Here is a 17392-nt window from a genome sequence, read left to right as displayed (position 1 = left end):
TACTTTAGGAGGCGATACGAAAGTAGAAGCCGATGAGTTCATCACTATTTCTATGAGTGGACTCTCACCAGCGACGGTAGCAGGAGGAGATATCGATATTACCGATGGAGCTACCTTAACCTTAACCAACGATGATAATGCTACGGTAACGATTGCTAATGTAAGTGGCAATGAAGATGATGGAGCCATTACAGTTACAGTTACTTTAGACAATGCCGTAGATGGCGGGTTTGATGTAGATGTAAGTACAGCAGATGGAACAGCAACTACAGCAGACTCAGATTATATAGCCGTAACGAATCAAACCTTAACCTTTGCAGGAACCGCAGGTGAGACCGAAACCTTTACAGTAACACCAACCGCTGACGTAAATTCAGAATCGAATGAGACTGTAAGTATCAGTATGAGTAATAAATCACCGGCGAGTGTAGCTTCGGCGAACATTGATATTACAGACGGAGCAACCGTAACCATTATCAATGATGATGATATTTCAGCAAGTATCAACGACCCAAGTGTATCAGAAGGAGATGCAGGAAGTGCTACATTAACCTTTACGGTGAGTTTAGATTCCCCAGCCCCATCAGGAGGAGCTACAGTAGACTATGCCACCAGTGATGGGACAGCATCTTCGGCAAGTGATTATACGTCAACAACAGGAACAGTAAGTTTTTCAGCAGGAGAAACCAGTAAGACGATTGACGTTACTGTAGCAGGAGAAAACATGGTTGAGACCGATGAAACGATTACGATGACACTATCCAATCCAACAGGAACAAGTGTAGTGATTGGTGATGCCACTGGAACAGGAACAATTAATAACGATGACACAACCGTTGTAACGATAGCCAATGTAAGTGCGAATGAAAATTCAGGTGCACAAACCATTACTGCAACCTTAACCAATCCCGTACAAGGAGGTTTTGCATTTGATGTATTTACTACCGACGGAACAGCTACTGTAGCTGATAGTGATTACTCATCAACAGCAGGTTCTACATTAACCTTTGTAGGAACCGCAGGCGAAACGCAAACACTGAACTTGCAAGGGTTGGGTGACATGAAAGTAGAGGCCAATGAGACCTTTACTATGAGTATGACCAATGTAGGATTTACCTCAGTAGATACTAACGATATTGATGTATCAAGTGTGGCTACGTATACGATTTTAAATGACGATAGTGCCACAGTAACGATTGCCAATGTAGCGGTCAACGAAAATGATGGTACAGCCACAATAACACTAACCTTAGACAATGCGGTAGATGGTGGATTTGATGTAGATGTATCTACAGCGGACAATACAGCTACGACAGCCGATGGAGATTATACAGCCGTAACATCAGCAACAGAGACTTTTGCAGGAACAGCCAGTGAAACAGAAACCTTTACAATTACTATTGGAGGCGATACGAAAGTAGAAGCAGATGAACTGGTAGACATTGCGATGAGCAACTTGGTCCCTACCACGGTAGATGCATCAGATATTGATATTACCGATGCCGCACAATTAACGCTTACCAATGACGATGCGGCAACGGTAGCATTCAATGCTACTGCCAGTTCAGGAAGCGAAGCAACTGCCTCGACCAACTTACAGGTAGACTTATCTACATCAAGTGACTTTACTATAACCGTAGACTATACGGTTACGGGTACGGCTACAGGCGCGGGAACGGATTACACTTTAGATAATGGTACTTTAACTTTCACCCCGGGAGATGTCAGTGAAAACATCACGATTGCTAGTATTGTAGATGATGTTTTGGACGAGGTAGATGAAACAGTTATTGTGACCCTATCCAACCCTAGCAACGCTACATTAGGTACTAATACGATCCATACGTATACCATTACAGATGATGATGACTCACCAATTGTTCAAAGTTCACCTGACGGTTTGGTAAATGTATCAACAGGGGGAAATTCATTTCTTCTAGTTTTTACTAAAGATATTTCCTTTGGAACCGGTCAAGTTGAGCTAGTGGATGTTACTGATAATTCAAATTCTTTTAGTTTTGATGTTGAGTCTAGCAGTGATATAAGTATAAGTGGTGCTACGTTGAAGATTACCCCACCTACAGCGCTAGATGCTTCTACGAACTATGCAATTAAGGTAGATGCTACGGCGATTGATGACACTGACGGTAATAGTTTTGCTGGCATAATTGACAATACAACGGTTGATTTTACGACGGCAGAAGCAACTTTATCATTTTCGCAAATAAGTCTTACTACTACAGAATCAGCTACTCCTAGTACATTAAATCTTCCTGTTACACTTTATACACCAGGGAGTGGTGTTGATGTAATGATTGACTATACTGTAACCGGAACTGCTACTTCGGGAGAAGACTACGACTTAACTTCAGGTACATTGACCATTTCAGCAGGAAATAGAACCAATGACATTATCACGGAAATTCTGGATGACCTTTTGGATGAGGATGATGAAACAGTGATTATTACGCTATCTAATCCAGTTAATGCAACACTCGCAAGTCCGAATGTCTTTACATACACTATTCAGGATGATGATGATGCACCGACAGTAACCCTATCGGTAGACAATAGCACGATAGCAGAAAACGGAGGTACTTCAACGCTAACCGCGACATTATCAGAAGTGTCAGGCAAAGATGTAACGGTAACGCTTGGCTACTCTGGTACCACAACCAATGGTACAGATTATAACAGTAGTGCAGGTACCTCGATTGTGATCACAGCCGGAACGATGAGCAATACTGCCAGTCCAATCGTTACTTCAAGTGACGATACGACTCCTGAAGGTAATGAGACGGTCATAGTGGATGTGACCAATGTAGCCAATGGCACAGAGGCTACTACCCAAACGCAAACCATCACCATTACTGATGATGATACGCCAAATATGACTTTCACAGGCGCTACCAGCAATGGAGCAGAGACTGTAAGTTCAGCAGATATTACGGTTGACTTGAGTATTGCTAGTCTTTTAACAGTAACTGCTGATTATGCGATTACTGGTACAGCTACCAATGGTTCAGACTTTACTTTGGCCGGTGGTACCTTAACTTTTGCACCAAGTGAAACTCAAAAAACGATCACGATAGCTGGGATAGTGGATGATGCTATCCTTGAGTCTAATGAAACGGTTATAGTGACCCTGTCTAACCTGAGCAATGCCAATGCCGGCACCAATCAGGTGCATACCTATACCATTAATGACAATGACGCAGCAGCCGTAACGATAGCCGATGTAAGCCAGGCAGAGAATGGTGGAGATATCACTGTTACAGCGACCCTAGACAATGCTGTGCAAGGCGGCTTTACGGTAGACATATCATCAGCCGATGGCACTGCTGAAGCAGGTGATGATTATACTGCAATTACTAGTCAGACGCTGACCTTTTCAGGAACAGCAGGTGAGATGCAAACCTTCACAATCACCCCGACAGCAGACACCAAGCTGGAAGCTGATGAAACATTGACGGTGAGCCAAGGCAACCTGGGAGCTACTTCCTTGAGTATTGATATCTCAGATGGTGCTACAGTGACTATTAATAATGACGACAATGCAGCAGTAACGATAGAAGATGTGAGTGGGGCGGAGAACGGAGGAGCTATCACACTTACCGCTACCTTGGACAATGCAGTACAGGGTGGATTCTCGGTAGATGTGGTAAGTACAGATAATACAGCTACCACAGCTGATAGTGACTACACCGCGCTAATAGGTACTACTCTGACCTTTACGGGAACAGCCGGAGAGACCCAGCAGTTTTCAGTAACCCCTATAGCTGATACGAAAGTAGAGGCAAACGAGAGCTTATTCCTAGGTATGCAAAATATCCAGGGTACGACATTAACGATCAACAATGGTGATGGCGCACTGGTAACCATTAACAATGATGATGCAGCCACGCTGGCCATTGATGATGTAACCATGAACGAAGGAGCAAGCGGCACAGCTACTTACACCTTTACTACCACCCTGACCGGAGACCTTGATCAGGCCTTTACAGTAGACTATGCCACACAGGATGGTACGGCTACTACGGCAGACAGTGATTATACCGCTGCAACCGGAACACTCAACTTTGCGGGCACGAATGGAGAGACTCAGAGCTTTAGCGTATCGGTAAATGGAGATGACAAAGTAGAGTTGGATGAAGCCTTTAGTGTATTGCTGTCCAATCTACAGGCAGGAGGCAAGAACCTCACGATCACAGATGATACGGGTGCAGGTACGCTCACCAATGATGACAACGCAGTCGTAACGATAGCCGATATCAGTCAGGCAGAGAATGGTGGCGACATCACCGTCACCGCCATACTAGACAATGCAGTTCAAGGTGGTTTTACATTGGATGTAAATACCACTGATGGTACCGCTACCGCAGGCAGCGACTATACGGCAGTGACTAGTCAGACTCTGACTTTTGTTGGTACGGCTGGAGAGATGCAAACCTTCACGATCAGCCCAACTGCTGATGCCATAGTAGAAGCAGATGAGAATTTGACCGTGTCTATGGGTAACTTGGCCAATACCGGTGTAACAGTAGATATCAGCGATGGTGCTACCATAAGCATTACTAATGATGACGAAGCCATCTTTACCATTACAGACGCTAACAGCAACGAGAATGGTAGTGGCAATGAAGATGACGGAGCTATCACCATGGTAATTACCTTAGATAAAGCGGTGGACATTGGCTTTGATGTTCGTGTAAGAAGCCAGGCAAGTTCAGCTACGGAAGGTACTGACTACACTGTGCTTGATGAGACACTGACCTTTAGCGGAACAGTTGGAGAGACGAAGACTTTCACAGTCATTCCGACAGCAGATCAGATTCTGGAGGCAGATGAGGTGCTGGATGTAGGCATCTTCAGCACCACCCTTGACAATAATGTTAGAGATAGAAATATCGATGACCAGGCTACTGTAACGATCACTAATGATGATGCGGCCAGTCTGGCCATCACTGATGTAACCATAGCCGAAGGCAATTCAGGTATAACCACCTTCACATTTGATGTGACTCTTACTGGAGCTGTTGACCAACAAGTGATGGTAGACTATACGACGGCGGACGGTACTGCTACTACCGCTGATAGTGATTATACGGCGGCGAGCGGAACGCTCACTTTTAATGGAACAGACGGTGAAGTACAGCAGATTACAGTTGATATAACTGGCGATATGACTGAAGAATCCGATGAAGACTTTACAGTAACATTATCCAATGTAGCTGATGGAAACAAGGGCGTGACCATAGCAACGGCTACTGGTACAGGAATACTGACCAACGAGGATGACAATACTGCGCCAAGCGGATACAGCGTCAATTTTGACGATAACTTGATCATAAGTACAGAACTAACTTCTAGTACCATTACTATGGCAGGAGCAGAAGTAGGAACAACTTATAACTTCACCATAAGTTCAGCAGGTGGTGGAACCAATGTTACTGGAACAGGTACAATTGCGACTGCAACAGATCAGATTACTTTAGGCGATTTAACTGGTCTAGGAGATGGTACACTTACAATATCTCTAGAACTAACCGATGGTTTTTCAAATACTGGAAGTGCAGTCACTGGTACAACAGAAAAGAAAGCGATCATAGTTGATCCAGTATTATCACCAGCAGACGATGCGGTAGATATTCTACCAAGTTCAGATTTGACCATGACTTTTGGAGAGAACATGAATAAAGGAACGGGAGATATTGTCATCAAACGAATGAGTGATGATGTAGTACTGGAAACCATCGATGTTACTAGCAGCAAGGTGTCCATCAGTGGAAGTAATGTTACGATCAATCCAGATAACCTTATTTTACCACCGTTCACTACGTTCTATGTCACAATTGATGCAGGAGTCTTTACTGACGATGCGGGTAATGATTATGCAGGTATAAGCAACAATACGGATTGGAGCTTTACCACTATAGCAGCCTCGGTAGTTGATAATGTTGACGTACCAACAGCTGATACTTACGCAATCGGAGATGCACTCGATTTTACTGTTAATATGGTGCTACCTGTGACGATAACAGGAACAGCGACACTGCCAGTAACTATTGGTAGCAAAACTGTTAATGCAACTCAAGTAGGATCGGTTAACAATAGCACTAGCATTGTTTTCCGATATACCGTAGTGGAAGATGACTTAGATGCAGATGGCATTAGCTTAGACGCCCCTATGGAACTAAATGGTGGTACAATGAGAGATGAGTTTGGGGTAGACGCAATTCTTTCTCTAAACAACACCGCTTCTTTGGCGACTGTTCTCGTAGATGGAGTTAGACCAGTGCCAACATTATCTACTACCGGTGTGGAATTAACCAACACAGCCTTTACGACTACCTTCAGTTATGATAAGCAAGTGGAAGGTTTTGCGCTAGCTGATATTACCGTAACTAACGGTACTGCCGATAATTTCACAGAAGTAATAGCTGGAAGTGTATGGTCAGCTGATATCACACCAGAAGCAGATGGGACTGTGACCGTAAGCTTAGCCGCCGGAGTAGCATCCGATATACCAGGCAATGCAAGTGCTGCCAGCAATACCGTAAGCAAGGTCTTTGATGGAACGGCACCAACAGTAACTTCGATTACTAGGAAAGAAGCTGATCAATTAAATACAAATACATCGACTGCTAACTTTACTGTCCTATTCTCTGAATCAGTGAGTGGTGTTGATTTGGCAGACTTTGAAATCTCTTTATCTGGTGCAACGGCCGCTCTAAATACAGTTACCGCTATTGATAGTAAAACCTATGAGGTGAATGTAAATGGCATCTCAGGTGAAGGCACGATAGGCATTAACTTGAAGGATGATGATACCATTCTAGACGATGCGCTTAATTCTTTAGGTGGAACAGGAATAGGAAATGCTGACTTTACATCAGGCGAAATTTATACGACCAACTTCGCACCAACGGATATCACAACAACAGGGACTATTTCTGAGAATAACCTAATAGGGGATGTAGCTAGAGAATTGGCGAGCACAGATGATGATACTGGAGATAATCATACTTATACGCTAGTTGCAGGTGATGGTGCTGACGATAATGGCAGCTTCACCATTGATGGTAACCAGTTAAAGGCAGCTGAAGTCTTCGACTTTGAAGTAAGAAGCAGCTACTCAGTAAGAGTGAAAACAGATGATGGTTTTGGTGGTGAAATCGAGAAAGCGCTGGACATTACTATCGAGAACGTCCTCGAACCGTCAGTATTTATAGTTGAGGATGAGACAGTCTTCGATGTGTCTGCTTTGGGTAGAAGTCAGCAAAGAACAATAACAATTACCAACGACGGAGAGATTCCAGTTGAAGTAAGGTCGGCAGGGAACACGGTACCAGGTTTTGAAGTACTCACAGGTTCTGTTCAGATTCCAGTCGGCCAAAGTGTGCCTGTAGTGATTGCCTTTATTCCAACCGAAGCACGCAATTATAGTGGTATAATTACCTTTAACTATACTTTCCAACAAGAAGGTCGAAACCCAGAATCAATAACTATTGGTCACTCGGTAAGCGGCGCAGGTGCGATCATTACTTCGGTTGATAACGGTACCATTGATCCATCAAACATTTCAATTTATCCGAATCCTGCTGACAGGATACTTACAATAGACTTATCCGAACTAGCAGCCACCAAACTAGACATTGAGATCGTTAACGCAACGGGTATTAAGCTCTATGGAGTTCAGGATTATACAGACAAAGAATTGAGGTTAGATGTCTCTCGTTATGAGATGGGTATCTACATTATACAATTCACTAATGGTACGTCAGTAGTGAGGAAGAAAGTAATGATCAAACGATAGAAATAAGTGATATGAAGATTCAGAAATATATATCGGTTTTAGCCATTTTATCGCTTTTTGCGGTTTGGTCTTGTAAAGATGATGATAACCCAACATTGCGAGATTTGGCTTTCGAACTTTTGAGTGGTCAGTGGACTTTGGGAACAGAGGGAAGTATTGTTTTGGATGGAGAGGACATATCCTTAAACTACCCAGGGTTCAGTGTTTCTTTTGCCGATGGTACTTACCAAACCACTAATGCAGCAGACTTATTTAATGCGTCAGGCACATGGGATTGGGCTCCAACAGATACTGATGGCACATTGATCATTCTGGATACTGGTGAACTCGTAACGGTAGAATTTTTAGCACTATCGTCACTGCGCTTTAGTTTCGAGCACGCAGGTGCCACTAGGGCAGGTATTAGTGGAAATTACCTGATTACTGTAGTCAAACCTTAAAGCAAGCCTATTAGGTGAAAGTTGATAATAATTGAATAGAAAGGTCATCTTAACGATGGCCTTTTTTGTTTAAAAATGTTTCTGATGACGACATAATAGTGGTTATTTGAAACCAGAACATCGTACCATGAAAGTATTATCTGTTGTAGGAGCACGCCCAAATTTTATGAAGGTAGCCCCCTTTATACATGAAATCCAACGTCACAATGAAGCTAATGAAAAGTTGGTTGACCACATATTGGTTCATACGGGTCAACATTATGATCCGCTCATGTCAGATATATTTTTTGAACGCTTAGGTATACCAAGGCCTGATCATAATTTGAATATCGGATCGGGTGGTCATGGTGTCCAATTGGGACAAACAATGATTGCGTTTGATGAACTGCTTCAGGAAGTTAAGCCTGACTGGGTGGTCGTAATTGGTGATGTTAATGCGACGCTTAGTTGTTCGGTGATTGCGAAAAGGCATCAAATCAAAGTGTGCCATATTGAGTCAGGCCTGAGGTCATTTGACAAGCGAATGCCAGAGGAAATTAACCGGATGGTAACTGATAGTATCTCTGATCTACTCTTGACACCAGATACTATATCGTCAGATAACTTGCGCAGAGAGGGTAAGCCTGAGGAGAGTATCAAGTTCGTCGGAAACATTATGATCGATACGCTGGTAAAAAATGTTGAGCAAGCGAAACTTCTTAATACCCAAGAAATCATTGAGGCCAACAGATTCAAGAACCTAAGTGTGGTACAATCGGCAATTGAGGAAAACAATTTCGGTTTAATGACCATGCACAGACCTTCCAATGTAGATGACAGAAACGTGCTTTTGAGCATTGTGGAAACTTTGGAGAATAAGATTTGTCCCAAGCTTTCTATAGTTTTACCGCTGCATCCTAGAACCGAAAAACAGCTGAAAACATTCGGATTATGGGAAAGATTTACACAAATAAGTGGGCTCGTCTTATTAAATCCCATCGGATATTTAGAGTTACTTAAACTGAACACCGAAGCAAAACTTTTCCTTTCCGACAGTGGGGGGATACAAGAGGAATGTACCTATTTAGGCACACCATGCATTACATTGAGAGATTCTACGGAAAGGCCAGTTACTCTAAAAGAGCATGGTGGAGTGTCAGTCCTTGTTGGAAATAACATGGAATTGGTAGAGAAATACTTCAATGACTTTTTAACAAAAGACAGACAGCCTCAAAAGCCAGCATTGTGGGATGGCAATACGGCTAAACGCTGCCTAGAGGCCATTTTGAGCTTTCAAGACTAAAAACACCAAAAACTGCATCAAATTGCTCGATTCGATCGGCCTAATACCCCATCTATTGGTTATCGATTAGCCATGCTTTGGCTTCGTTGGTATACCAACTCGTAGAGAAGTTTTCTGCCTCGATAATTGATCGAAAATGGAAGCGAGCCTTTTCCTTATCACCTTTCCTGTCGTAAAATGTACCTAGATAAGAGTGTGCGTAAGGGTTATTTGGCGCTTCATGCAAAACCTTATTGCCGATTTCTTCGATTTGAGTATCGAATTGATTGAACTCCCCCAGCTCTCTATAAAACGCCACACTTTTAAGGAAACTTAAATTATGCAAGAGGTTAATATCAGCATACTCGATATAATCTGGGAAAGCGCTGAATGTTTCATCTAATAAGTGAGCACTTATCTGCATTTTATCCGTATTGAAGCGTGCCATAAAAGATTCGGCTAACGCCTGCGCTAAAACCTTTTTTCTGTAAAAGTCATCGATGTTTGGCTCAGTAAAAGAGAAATCTTTGGTCTCAAACAAGGGTAAGTTACTCTTTTCAAAAACATAGTTTTTTAGAAAGCTGATGGCAAACAATGAAGAGGTAAGGTTTCCCATAATAAGTCTGGCTGGGTCGCTCATTAAGTTATTATTGGCAAGCAAAACCAGCGTAATATCTTTTGATGGTACGGTCAATAACAGGCTTGAGTATGAATCGTATTGACCATAAACCCAAAGAACCTCTAAACCTTGAATTTCTTGATTGAAAATACCATAGGCATAAGGTAGATTATTATTCTGGCCTTGAAAGATTGTTTGTTTCGACATTTCAGTCAGTAAAGAATTGTGCTTTAAGGCTTGAGCAAATTTGATCAAGTCACGACCTGTGGATACAAGCCCAGCAGATGTGTAATAGCCATAATCAATAAACCCGTCTGCTATTCCATTGTCCAGATTGTATGGCAGGGCAAATTTGGTGTCTTTCTGGGCCAACTGAACCGAATCTTTCAGCAAAAAAGTGTCATCTAGTTTTAGCGGCTGAAGAATTTTCTCTTCCATTAAAAGTTGAAAAGACTTACCAGAAGCCTTTTGAATAATTTGAGTCAATAATCCGAACCGAAAACTATAGTAGAACTGGTTACCAATGTCTCCTTGAGAGGTATGCGAAAGTAAATGCTTGACCTTAATCTCGTTTTTCAGACCTGATTCAGGTAAATACTCACTTACAGGATCGTTTAACGAAAGTCGATCCTCCTCGACTAGTTTCATGATTAAACTAGCAGAAAATAGTTTTGTAATGGATGCTATAGGGAAGGCGGTTTGTGAGTCTACCGCTGTTTTGTTTTGAAGATCCGAGTAACCAAAGAACTCTTCATAAATAACCTCATCTCCTTGCGCAATAGTCGCGCTTAAGCCAGGTATCGAGAAGAACGCCTTAAGTTCTGTTAGTTCTTCTGTAAATACCTCATTTTCATGGACCATTCCTTTTGACACACAGGCCGAGACAAATATGGCCAGGCCGGTAATTGTAATGACGTGAAGGTAAGAAGCTGGCCTTATGGACATGTTATAGATTGATATTATGATATCTATTCACATCTTAGATACAGTTTTAGTAAAAATCGTTGCATCAAAAAAAAGGCCTTAAAATTCATCTTTTCAAAAAATATCTTTTTCGGCGACTATTGGCTAGGGTAAAATTAAAGGCCCCACTTGATAAATCCAGAGATAATAACCAAGGCCGCCACCTATTAACCCACTAAAAATGAAGGTTGGTCTGAACTGGACGGGCAGGTATTTAAATATTACCAAAAGGGAGATAATAAGGCCTATTATACCAAGAAATAAGGCGACAGAGCCTTCCCATAGATTTAGGTAATAAGCTATAAATAATTCATCCCCGCCAAAGAAACTTAAACTCTTTGGGTTGAGTAATTTACTGGCTGCCGATATTGTCAGGTTGAATATCTCTCTTAACCAGAATAGCGCCAGAAATACACCTAACCAATTCCATCGGTTAAATCTGTTGGGGTTCTTTTTACGCTGATAAATTAAGAGTAAAATACCGATGAGCCCGGTCAAGCAGGTTTGTAGCGGGCCTCCAAGAGAGACCAAAAGTCCGTTTGATCTCTGTTTTTTAAATAACGATTCATACTCCTCCTTCAGCGGGAAATCAATCCCCTCTTTTATTTCATCATGATACTGACTGTAGATTTCGTTGATGCGCGAATTTGACTCAGAGTAGTCATAATTTATTGATGCATAGTGAAGTGTGGTGGAGTAGCCCAAGGCTTTAGCTATGGCCATATGTCCCAGCTCGTGACTTAGCGTTCCGATGACCGTAAAGGCCACAAATGCGACAATCAAATGAACTGATAGCTTTAGTCTAATCTTATGCAAATCAATACGGTAATAGTGCCTAGATAAGATACTAATTCTGAGTGGTAAAATTATCATTGATCCGTTGGCAGAGGAGCATAAAAAAAGGCACTCAATTGAGTGCCTTTTTAGTAGTAGCGGGAACAGGACTCGAACCTGTGACCTTTGGGTTATGAGCCCAACGAGCTACCAACTGCTCCATCCCGCGATGTATCAACTTCGGACGTTTTTCCGAAGTGGGATACAAATGTAGGGACAAATCGATTCTAAACAAGTACCTTTGCCACTTAATTTTTAGGAAAATGAGTAGTCAACCGCATAAAGCTGGTTTTGTGAGTATTATCGGTAAACCCAACGTTGGAAAATCAACGTTGATGAACGCCTTAGTGGGTGAACGCCTTTCGATAATTACTTCAAAAGCGCAAACTACCCGTCACCGTATTATGGGTGTGTTGAGCGGAGACGACTTTCAAATCATTTACTCTGATACGCCAGGGATTCTCAAACCAGAATATAAACTTCATGATTCTATGATGAGCTTTGTCAATAGCTCGTTTGAAGATGCAGATGTGATCTTGTTTGTGGCCGACCTTTATGAGAAATTCGAAGAGGAGAAGCAGATCAATTTTCTAAAGGAAAAGAAAGTGCCTGTCATTCTTGTCATGAATAAGATTGACCTTTCTAAAGGGAGTCAAGCAGAAGATAAAGCGGCCTATTGGCAAGAGATGTTTGATTTTGACGCTGTTGTCATGGTTTCGGCCTTAGAAAAGCAAAATATTGAAAAGCTATTCGAGAAAATCGTAGACCTTTTACCCGAACACCCAGCTTATTTTCCAAAAGATACACTCACAGATAAGCCAGAGAGGTTTTTTGTGGATGAGATCATCCGAGAGAAAATCTTTTTAAACTATAAGAAAGAGGTGCCTTACAGTTGTCAGGTTGTAACGGGGGAGTTTAAGGAAGACGAGAAAATCATCAGAATAAGAGCTGAGATTTATGTGGAGCGGAAAAGCCAAAAAGGCATAATTATCGGTCATAAGGGCGAGGCGATCAAAAAAGTTGGTATCGAAGCACGAAAAGATTTAGAGACATTTTTCGGAAAACAAGTGCATTTAGAGACCTTTGTAAAAGTAGAGCAGGACTGGAGAAAGAAAGAGCTAAAACTCAAAGGCTTCGGCTACGCGAATTAGAATTTCAATAGTATGGCAAATATTGTAGCGATTGTAGGTAGACCTAACGTAGGTAAATCGACTTTTTTCAACCGTTTAGTGGAGAAAAGACAAGCCATTATGGATAATGAAAGTGGTGTTACCCGTGACCGTCACTATGGCTATGCCGAGTGGGTGGGAAAACATTTCACTGTGATTGATACGGGAGGCTATGTTACTGGATCCGAAGATGTTTTCGAAGGGGCAATTCGGGAGCAGGTCGAAGAGGCGATGAATGAGGCTTCTGTTGTCATTTTTATGGCCGACTGCCATGATGGTTTAACCGGAATGGATAACGACTTTGCCAGAATAGTTCGTGGTTTAAAAAAACCAGTGGTCATTGCTGCAAATAAGGCCGATACTGCCGAGTGGTCATATCAATCGAGCGAGTTCTATGGGCTAGGTCTTGGAGAGGTTTTCCCAATATCCTCTTCCAGTGGTGCCGGTACGGGGGAGCTTTTGGACGAAGTAGTCAAACATTTTGAAGATGAAGGGACCGAAAATCCAGATGATGGCATCCCTAGAATTGCCATTTTAGGTCGCCCCAATGCCGGAAAGTCTTCTTTTATGAATGCACTATTGGGTAAGGAGCGCACGATTGTGACGGATGTTGCCGGAACTACTAGAGATTCAATCAATACCAGGTACAAATTATATGGTCAGGATTTTATCTTGACTGATACCGCTGGTGTTCGAAAGAAATCTAAGGTGCATGAAGACATTGAGTTTTATTCTGTGATGCGCGCCCTTCAGGCCCTTCAGGATTCAGATGTCTGTATCATTATGGTAGACGCTGTTCGTGGTCTGGAAGCACAAGACATGAACTTAATTAGCTTGGCGCTGAAATATAAGAAGGGCCTTATGCTCATGATGAACAAGTGGGACCTTATTGAAAAGGATTCTAACACCATGAATAAGGCAAAAGCGCAGCTAGAAGAAAAATTGGGTCATTTGAATTGGATTCCACAGATTTTCACTTCTGTCACCCAGAAACAAAGGATTTTCCAAGCCATAGAGCTGGCCGTAAAAGTTTATCATAATAGAATTAGAAAAATATCTACTTCTGCGCTCAATGATGCGATTTTACCACAAATTGATCGTTTCCCGCCACCGGCTTTAAAAGGAAAGCACATTAAGATCAAGTACATTACCCAGTTGCCAACCCATGCGCCAACGATCGCATTTTTCTGCAATCTACCACAGTATATAAAGGCACCGTATGAGCGGTATCTTGAAAATAATATCAGAGAGAGTTTCGATTTCGAAGGTGTTCCAATTAAACTAGTATTCCGAAAGAAATAGTGATTTCGATAGAAGAAGCATTAACGGGTAAAGTGCCTCAAGCAGCACTGTCTTATTGCACACAACTATGGGTTGAAGCACCTTTTGATTTTAAACTTACTCGGGCGCGATCTTCTAAACTTGGAGATTATAGGTATGATCCCAAAACGGCAAACCATTCGGTTACAGTAAATCACGATCTCAACCCTTATCAATTCTTGATTACTTATGTGCATGAAGTGGCACATAGAGTGGTCCATCAGCCAAAATCTAGACAAAAACCGCACGGAATTGAGTGGAAACGAACTTTTCAGCAGCTAATGCTGCCACTTTTAAGGCCAGAAGTTTTTCCTGATGACATTCTACGAGCTTTGGCAAAACACATGAAAAACCCTAAGGCTAGTACCGCAGCAGACCCAAAATTACTGCAAGCCGTCTCTAATTATGACCTGACTAAATCCGATGGCCCGACTTTGAGAAATCTTTTGCCTGGACAGGAGTTTGTATTCAGAAAAAGGGCTTTTAGAAAGATAAAAACGAATAGAACTCGAGCAGTTTGTTTGGATTTGTCCAATCAAAGAAGATACCTCATCCCGATTCTTGTTGAAGTAGAACAGGTTCGCTAATCAGCGCTAAATTCCTATTCTTCGCCCTATGATACGATCGACTTGTTCGAATAGGATAACTGGCTTCAACGTTCGCCAATTCACAATGTCTAGCTGTCCGCCAAAGTTGATATAACTGTCGATATTGTAGACTTTCATCTCATCTTGTATGAAGGCGGGAAAGTTCATGCCTGTAATCCATCCATCTTCAACATCTTCAAACCACTCTTCATAATAGCTGTCATCAGATCCATGAAAATTAAGGATGTTTTCGCCGATCAATAGGTATTTATTAATCCCATAACCATTGAAATGATCTATGATATTCCGTTTAAGGAACATGATGTCATTATTCAGCGCGTCATTCCATTCTCCTATAAATTCGATAATGATAAATCCCCGGTCGTAATCGGTATAGAGGATTTTAATGTAAAGGGTTTCAGAACCCATAAAGTCCCAATGCGGGTCAATATAGTAGCCGTAGATGTTTTCCGAATACGAATCGAAATTATACTCTTTCCCATCGTAAGGCGAGTTGGGGTCTTCTGCTACATTATAATACTTCAGCCAATTGTAATATGGCTCTATACTATGCATTAGAGTCTTTTATAAAATCGATGACTTTACGTACCGAACCATGTTCTTTGAGTAGACCTTCGGCGATCTTATAATTGACTTGAAGCATTTCCATGATCATTTTAGCACCCCGATCGACCAGTTTGTTATTCGACAGCTGCATGTCTACCATGCGGTTTCCTTTTACACGGCCTAGTTGGATCATAACCGAGGTAGAAATCATATTGAGTACCAATTTTTGTGCAGTACCAGCTTTCATTCGAGTGCTACCAGTCACAAATTCCGGCCCTACGATCGGTTCTATCGGAAATTCAGCCTCCCAAGCCAATGGACTATCAGGGTTACAGGTAATACAACCAGTTAGAATTCCATTTTCCTTGGCTTTTTTCAACCCGTTAATCACATAAGGAGTAGTACCAGAAGCAGCTATCCCGATCACAATATCCTTGTGATTGATCAAGTATTCTTGCAAGTCTTCCCACGCTTGTTCCGTACTATCTTCGGCAAACTCAACGCTGTTTCTAATAGCCGAGTCACCACCAGCTATAATGCCGACAACCATGCCTTGCTCTACGCCATAGGTGGGAGGACATTCAGAGGCATCAACCACGCCTAACCGACCACTAGTACCTGCACCGATGTAGAAAATACGCCCTCCAATTTGCATTCGAGGCACTATTTCCCGAACCAAGCCTTCGATTTGCGGAATTACTTTTTGCACTGCTAAAGCGACAGTTTGATCCTCTTGATTGATGTTGGTGAGTAATTCTTTCACCGACATTTTATCTAAATCCTGATGATTAGACTCTGATTCTGTAATGTTCATGTTTGTCGTTTAGCCTTCGAGTTATTGATGAAATAGTGTCAACCCAGCAATGGGTTGTTGTGTTATATGTTTTATATGCAGGCCTTTTTCCTGTGCCACATTCCTGAGAATATCGCCAAAGTAATATGCTACAGAACCTGTAAAGTGCACGGGTAAATCCTTACAATCCTTATACTTCAATACGTTTTTTGTGAGGAACAAGTCAAAGCCATGAGCAACAAGGTTATACATATACGGATCGTTGATGTGCTTGCCAATAAACTTCGCAAAACTGGCTAGAAAGCGTCCTGGCATAGGCTCTTGGTACATCTTATTCAGGAAACCATCTCTGGTAAGTTCAAACTCTTCTTTAAAAGTTTTTCGGAGATGCTCTGGTATATCTTTCCGATAGTAATCAGTGAGCATAGTTTTACCCAAATAAGTGCCTCCACCCTCGTCAGCGACGGCCCACCCTAGTGATGGAACATTATCCTCGATGTTCTGGCCATCATAACTACAGGAATTAGTACCAGTACCAATAATACACGCAATACCTGGCTGTTCACCACAGAGGGAACGAGCGGCTGCCAAAAGGTCGTGATTTACCTCAATTTCTGCATGTGGGTAATAGCGCTTTAGGAGTTTGGCTATTTTTTCTCGGTTGTGGGCAGAAGAGCAACCTGTACCGTAGTAGTGAATACGATCGATTTTTTCTGGTACCTGATTATGGAGATTCTGGATTTCCCTTAAGATTTCTTCTTCGCTTTGGTAATACGGGTTGATGCCTTCCGTTTTGGCTTGAGAAATATCCCCCTTGTCGTCAATTACCCGCCAATCTGTTTTGGTAAAACCACTGTCGGCAATAAGTATTTTCATCCCTCAGTTAAATTGCTCTTTTGATTAATGGCTGCAAGCCGCATCAATTGGGCTTACACAGCGCTAAGTTGCAAGATATACTTCTCTTGCGGCTAACCGTGTCAGTTTATCAAAAAAACGGGAATTATATGTGAATCAAGACCCACA

At 42.1% G+C, this 17392-nt stretch carries 11 protein-coding genes and 1 tRNA gene; 6 read left to right on the top strand and 6 right to left on the bottom strand.

All coding sequences use genetic code 11. From position 1 onward, the window contains the following. Positions 1 to 52 precede the first annotated feature (52 nt). The 3 genes from BFP71_RS07610 to wecB all read left to right on the top strand — a co-directional run bounded on the left by BFP71_RS07610 (position 53) and on the right by wecB (position 9538). Positions 53 to 7816 (top strand): beta strand repeat-containing protein, encoded by a 7764-nt coding sequence (locus BFP71_RS07610; protein ID WP_222843474.1) that lies wholly within the window; start codon positions 53 to 55, stop codon positions 7814 to 7816. Positions 7817 to 7827: 11 nt separating this feature from the next. Further along, positions 7828 to 8256 (top strand): hypothetical protein, encoded by a 429-nt coding sequence (locus BFP71_RS07605; RefSeq protein ID WP_069834885.1) that lies wholly within the window; start codon positions 7828 to 7830, stop codon positions 8254 to 8256. A 127-nt stretch (positions 8257 to 8383) separates the two neighbouring features. Continuing rightward, the gene (gene wecB, locus BFP71_RS07600) at positions 8384 to 9538 is read left to right on the top strand and encodes a non-hydrolyzing UDP-N-acetylglucosamine 2-epimerase (RefSeq protein ID WP_069834884.1); all 1155 of its coding nucleotides are present in this window, start codon (positions 8384 to 8386) and stop codon (positions 9536 to 9538) included. Between the two features lie 52 nt (positions 9539 to 9590). Here the strand turns inward: wecB and BFP71_RS07595 are convergent, their stop codons facing one another. From BFP71_RS07595 to BFP71_RS07585, 3 genes are all read right to left on the bottom strand, one after another. After that, positions 9591 to 11081, bottom strand: coding sequence for a serine hydrolase domain-containing protein (locus BFP71_RS07595; protein WP_088124934.1), 1491 nt, complete (start codon positions 11079 to 11081; stop codon positions 9591 to 9593). Positions 11082 to 11204: 123 nt separating this feature from the next. Beyond that, the gene (locus BFP71_RS07590) at positions 11205 to 11915 is read right to left on the bottom strand and encodes a hypothetical protein (protein WP_222843473.1); all 711 of its coding nucleotides are present in this window, start codon (positions 11913 to 11915) and stop codon (positions 11205 to 11207) included. Positions 11916 to 12029: 114 nt separating this feature from the next. Continuing rightward, positions 12030 to 12102, bottom strand: a tRNA-Met gene (locus BFP71_RS07585). Between the two features lie 94 nt (positions 12103 to 12196). Here BFP71_RS07585 and era point away from each other — a divergent pair. From era to BFP71_RS07570, 3 genes are read left to right on the top strand one after another with little or no spacing between them, the layout of a single operon-like run. Continuing rightward, on the top strand, positions 12197 to 13084 hold the full coding sequence (gene era / locus BFP71_RS07580) for a GTPase Era (protein ID WP_069834882.1): 888 nt from the start codon (positions 12197 to 12199) through the stop codon (positions 13082 to 13084). A gap of 12 nt (positions 13085 to 13096) precedes the next feature. After that, positions 13097 to 14404 (top strand): ribosome biogenesis GTPase Der, encoded by a 1308-nt coding sequence (gene der / locus BFP71_RS07575; RefSeq protein ID WP_069834881.1) that lies wholly within the window; start codon positions 13097 to 13099, stop codon positions 14402 to 14404. Next, on the top strand, positions 14404 to 15009 hold the full coding sequence (locus BFP71_RS07570; protein WP_069834880.1) for a SprT family zinc-dependent metalloprotease: 606 nt from the start codon (positions 14404 to 14406) through the stop codon (positions 15007 to 15009). The genes der and BFP71_RS07570 overlap by 1 nt, the downstream gene beginning before the upstream one ends. A gap of 6 nt (positions 15010 to 15015) precedes the next feature. Here BFP71_RS07570 and BFP71_RS07565 read toward each other — a convergent pair whose 3' ends face one another. From BFP71_RS07565 to BFP71_RS07555, 3 genes are read right to left on the bottom strand one after another with little or no spacing between them, the layout of a single operon-like run. Further along, positions 15016 to 15585 (bottom strand): hypothetical protein, encoded by a 570-nt coding sequence (locus BFP71_RS07565; RefSeq protein ID WP_069834879.1) that lies wholly within the window; start codon positions 15583 to 15585, stop codon positions 15016 to 15018. Further along, on the bottom strand, positions 15578 to 16390 hold the full coding sequence (murQ, locus tag BFP71_RS07560; RefSeq protein WP_069834878.1) for an N-acetylmuramic acid 6-phosphate etherase: 813 nt from the start codon (positions 16388 to 16390) through the stop codon (positions 15578 to 15580). Before murQ ends, BFP71_RS07565 begins: the two co-directional genes overlap by 8 nt. A 21-nt stretch (positions 16391 to 16411) precedes the next feature. Further along, positions 16412 to 17245, bottom strand: a complete 834-nt coding sequence (locus BFP71_RS07555) for an N-acetylglucosamine kinase (protein WP_069834877.1) — start codon at positions 17243 to 17245, stop codon at positions 16412 to 16414. Between the last annotated feature and the right edge of the window lie 147 nt (positions 17246 to 17392).

Origin of the sequence: Roseivirga misakiensis, assembly GCF_001747105.1 — a bacterium.
Taxonomy (GTDB): Bacteria; Bacteroidota; Bacteroidia; order Cytophagales; family Cyclobacteriaceae; genus Roseivirga; species Roseivirga misakiensis.
Note: the sequence above shows the minus strand (reverse complement) of the source record. Positions and strands in the feature narration are given on the sequence as shown.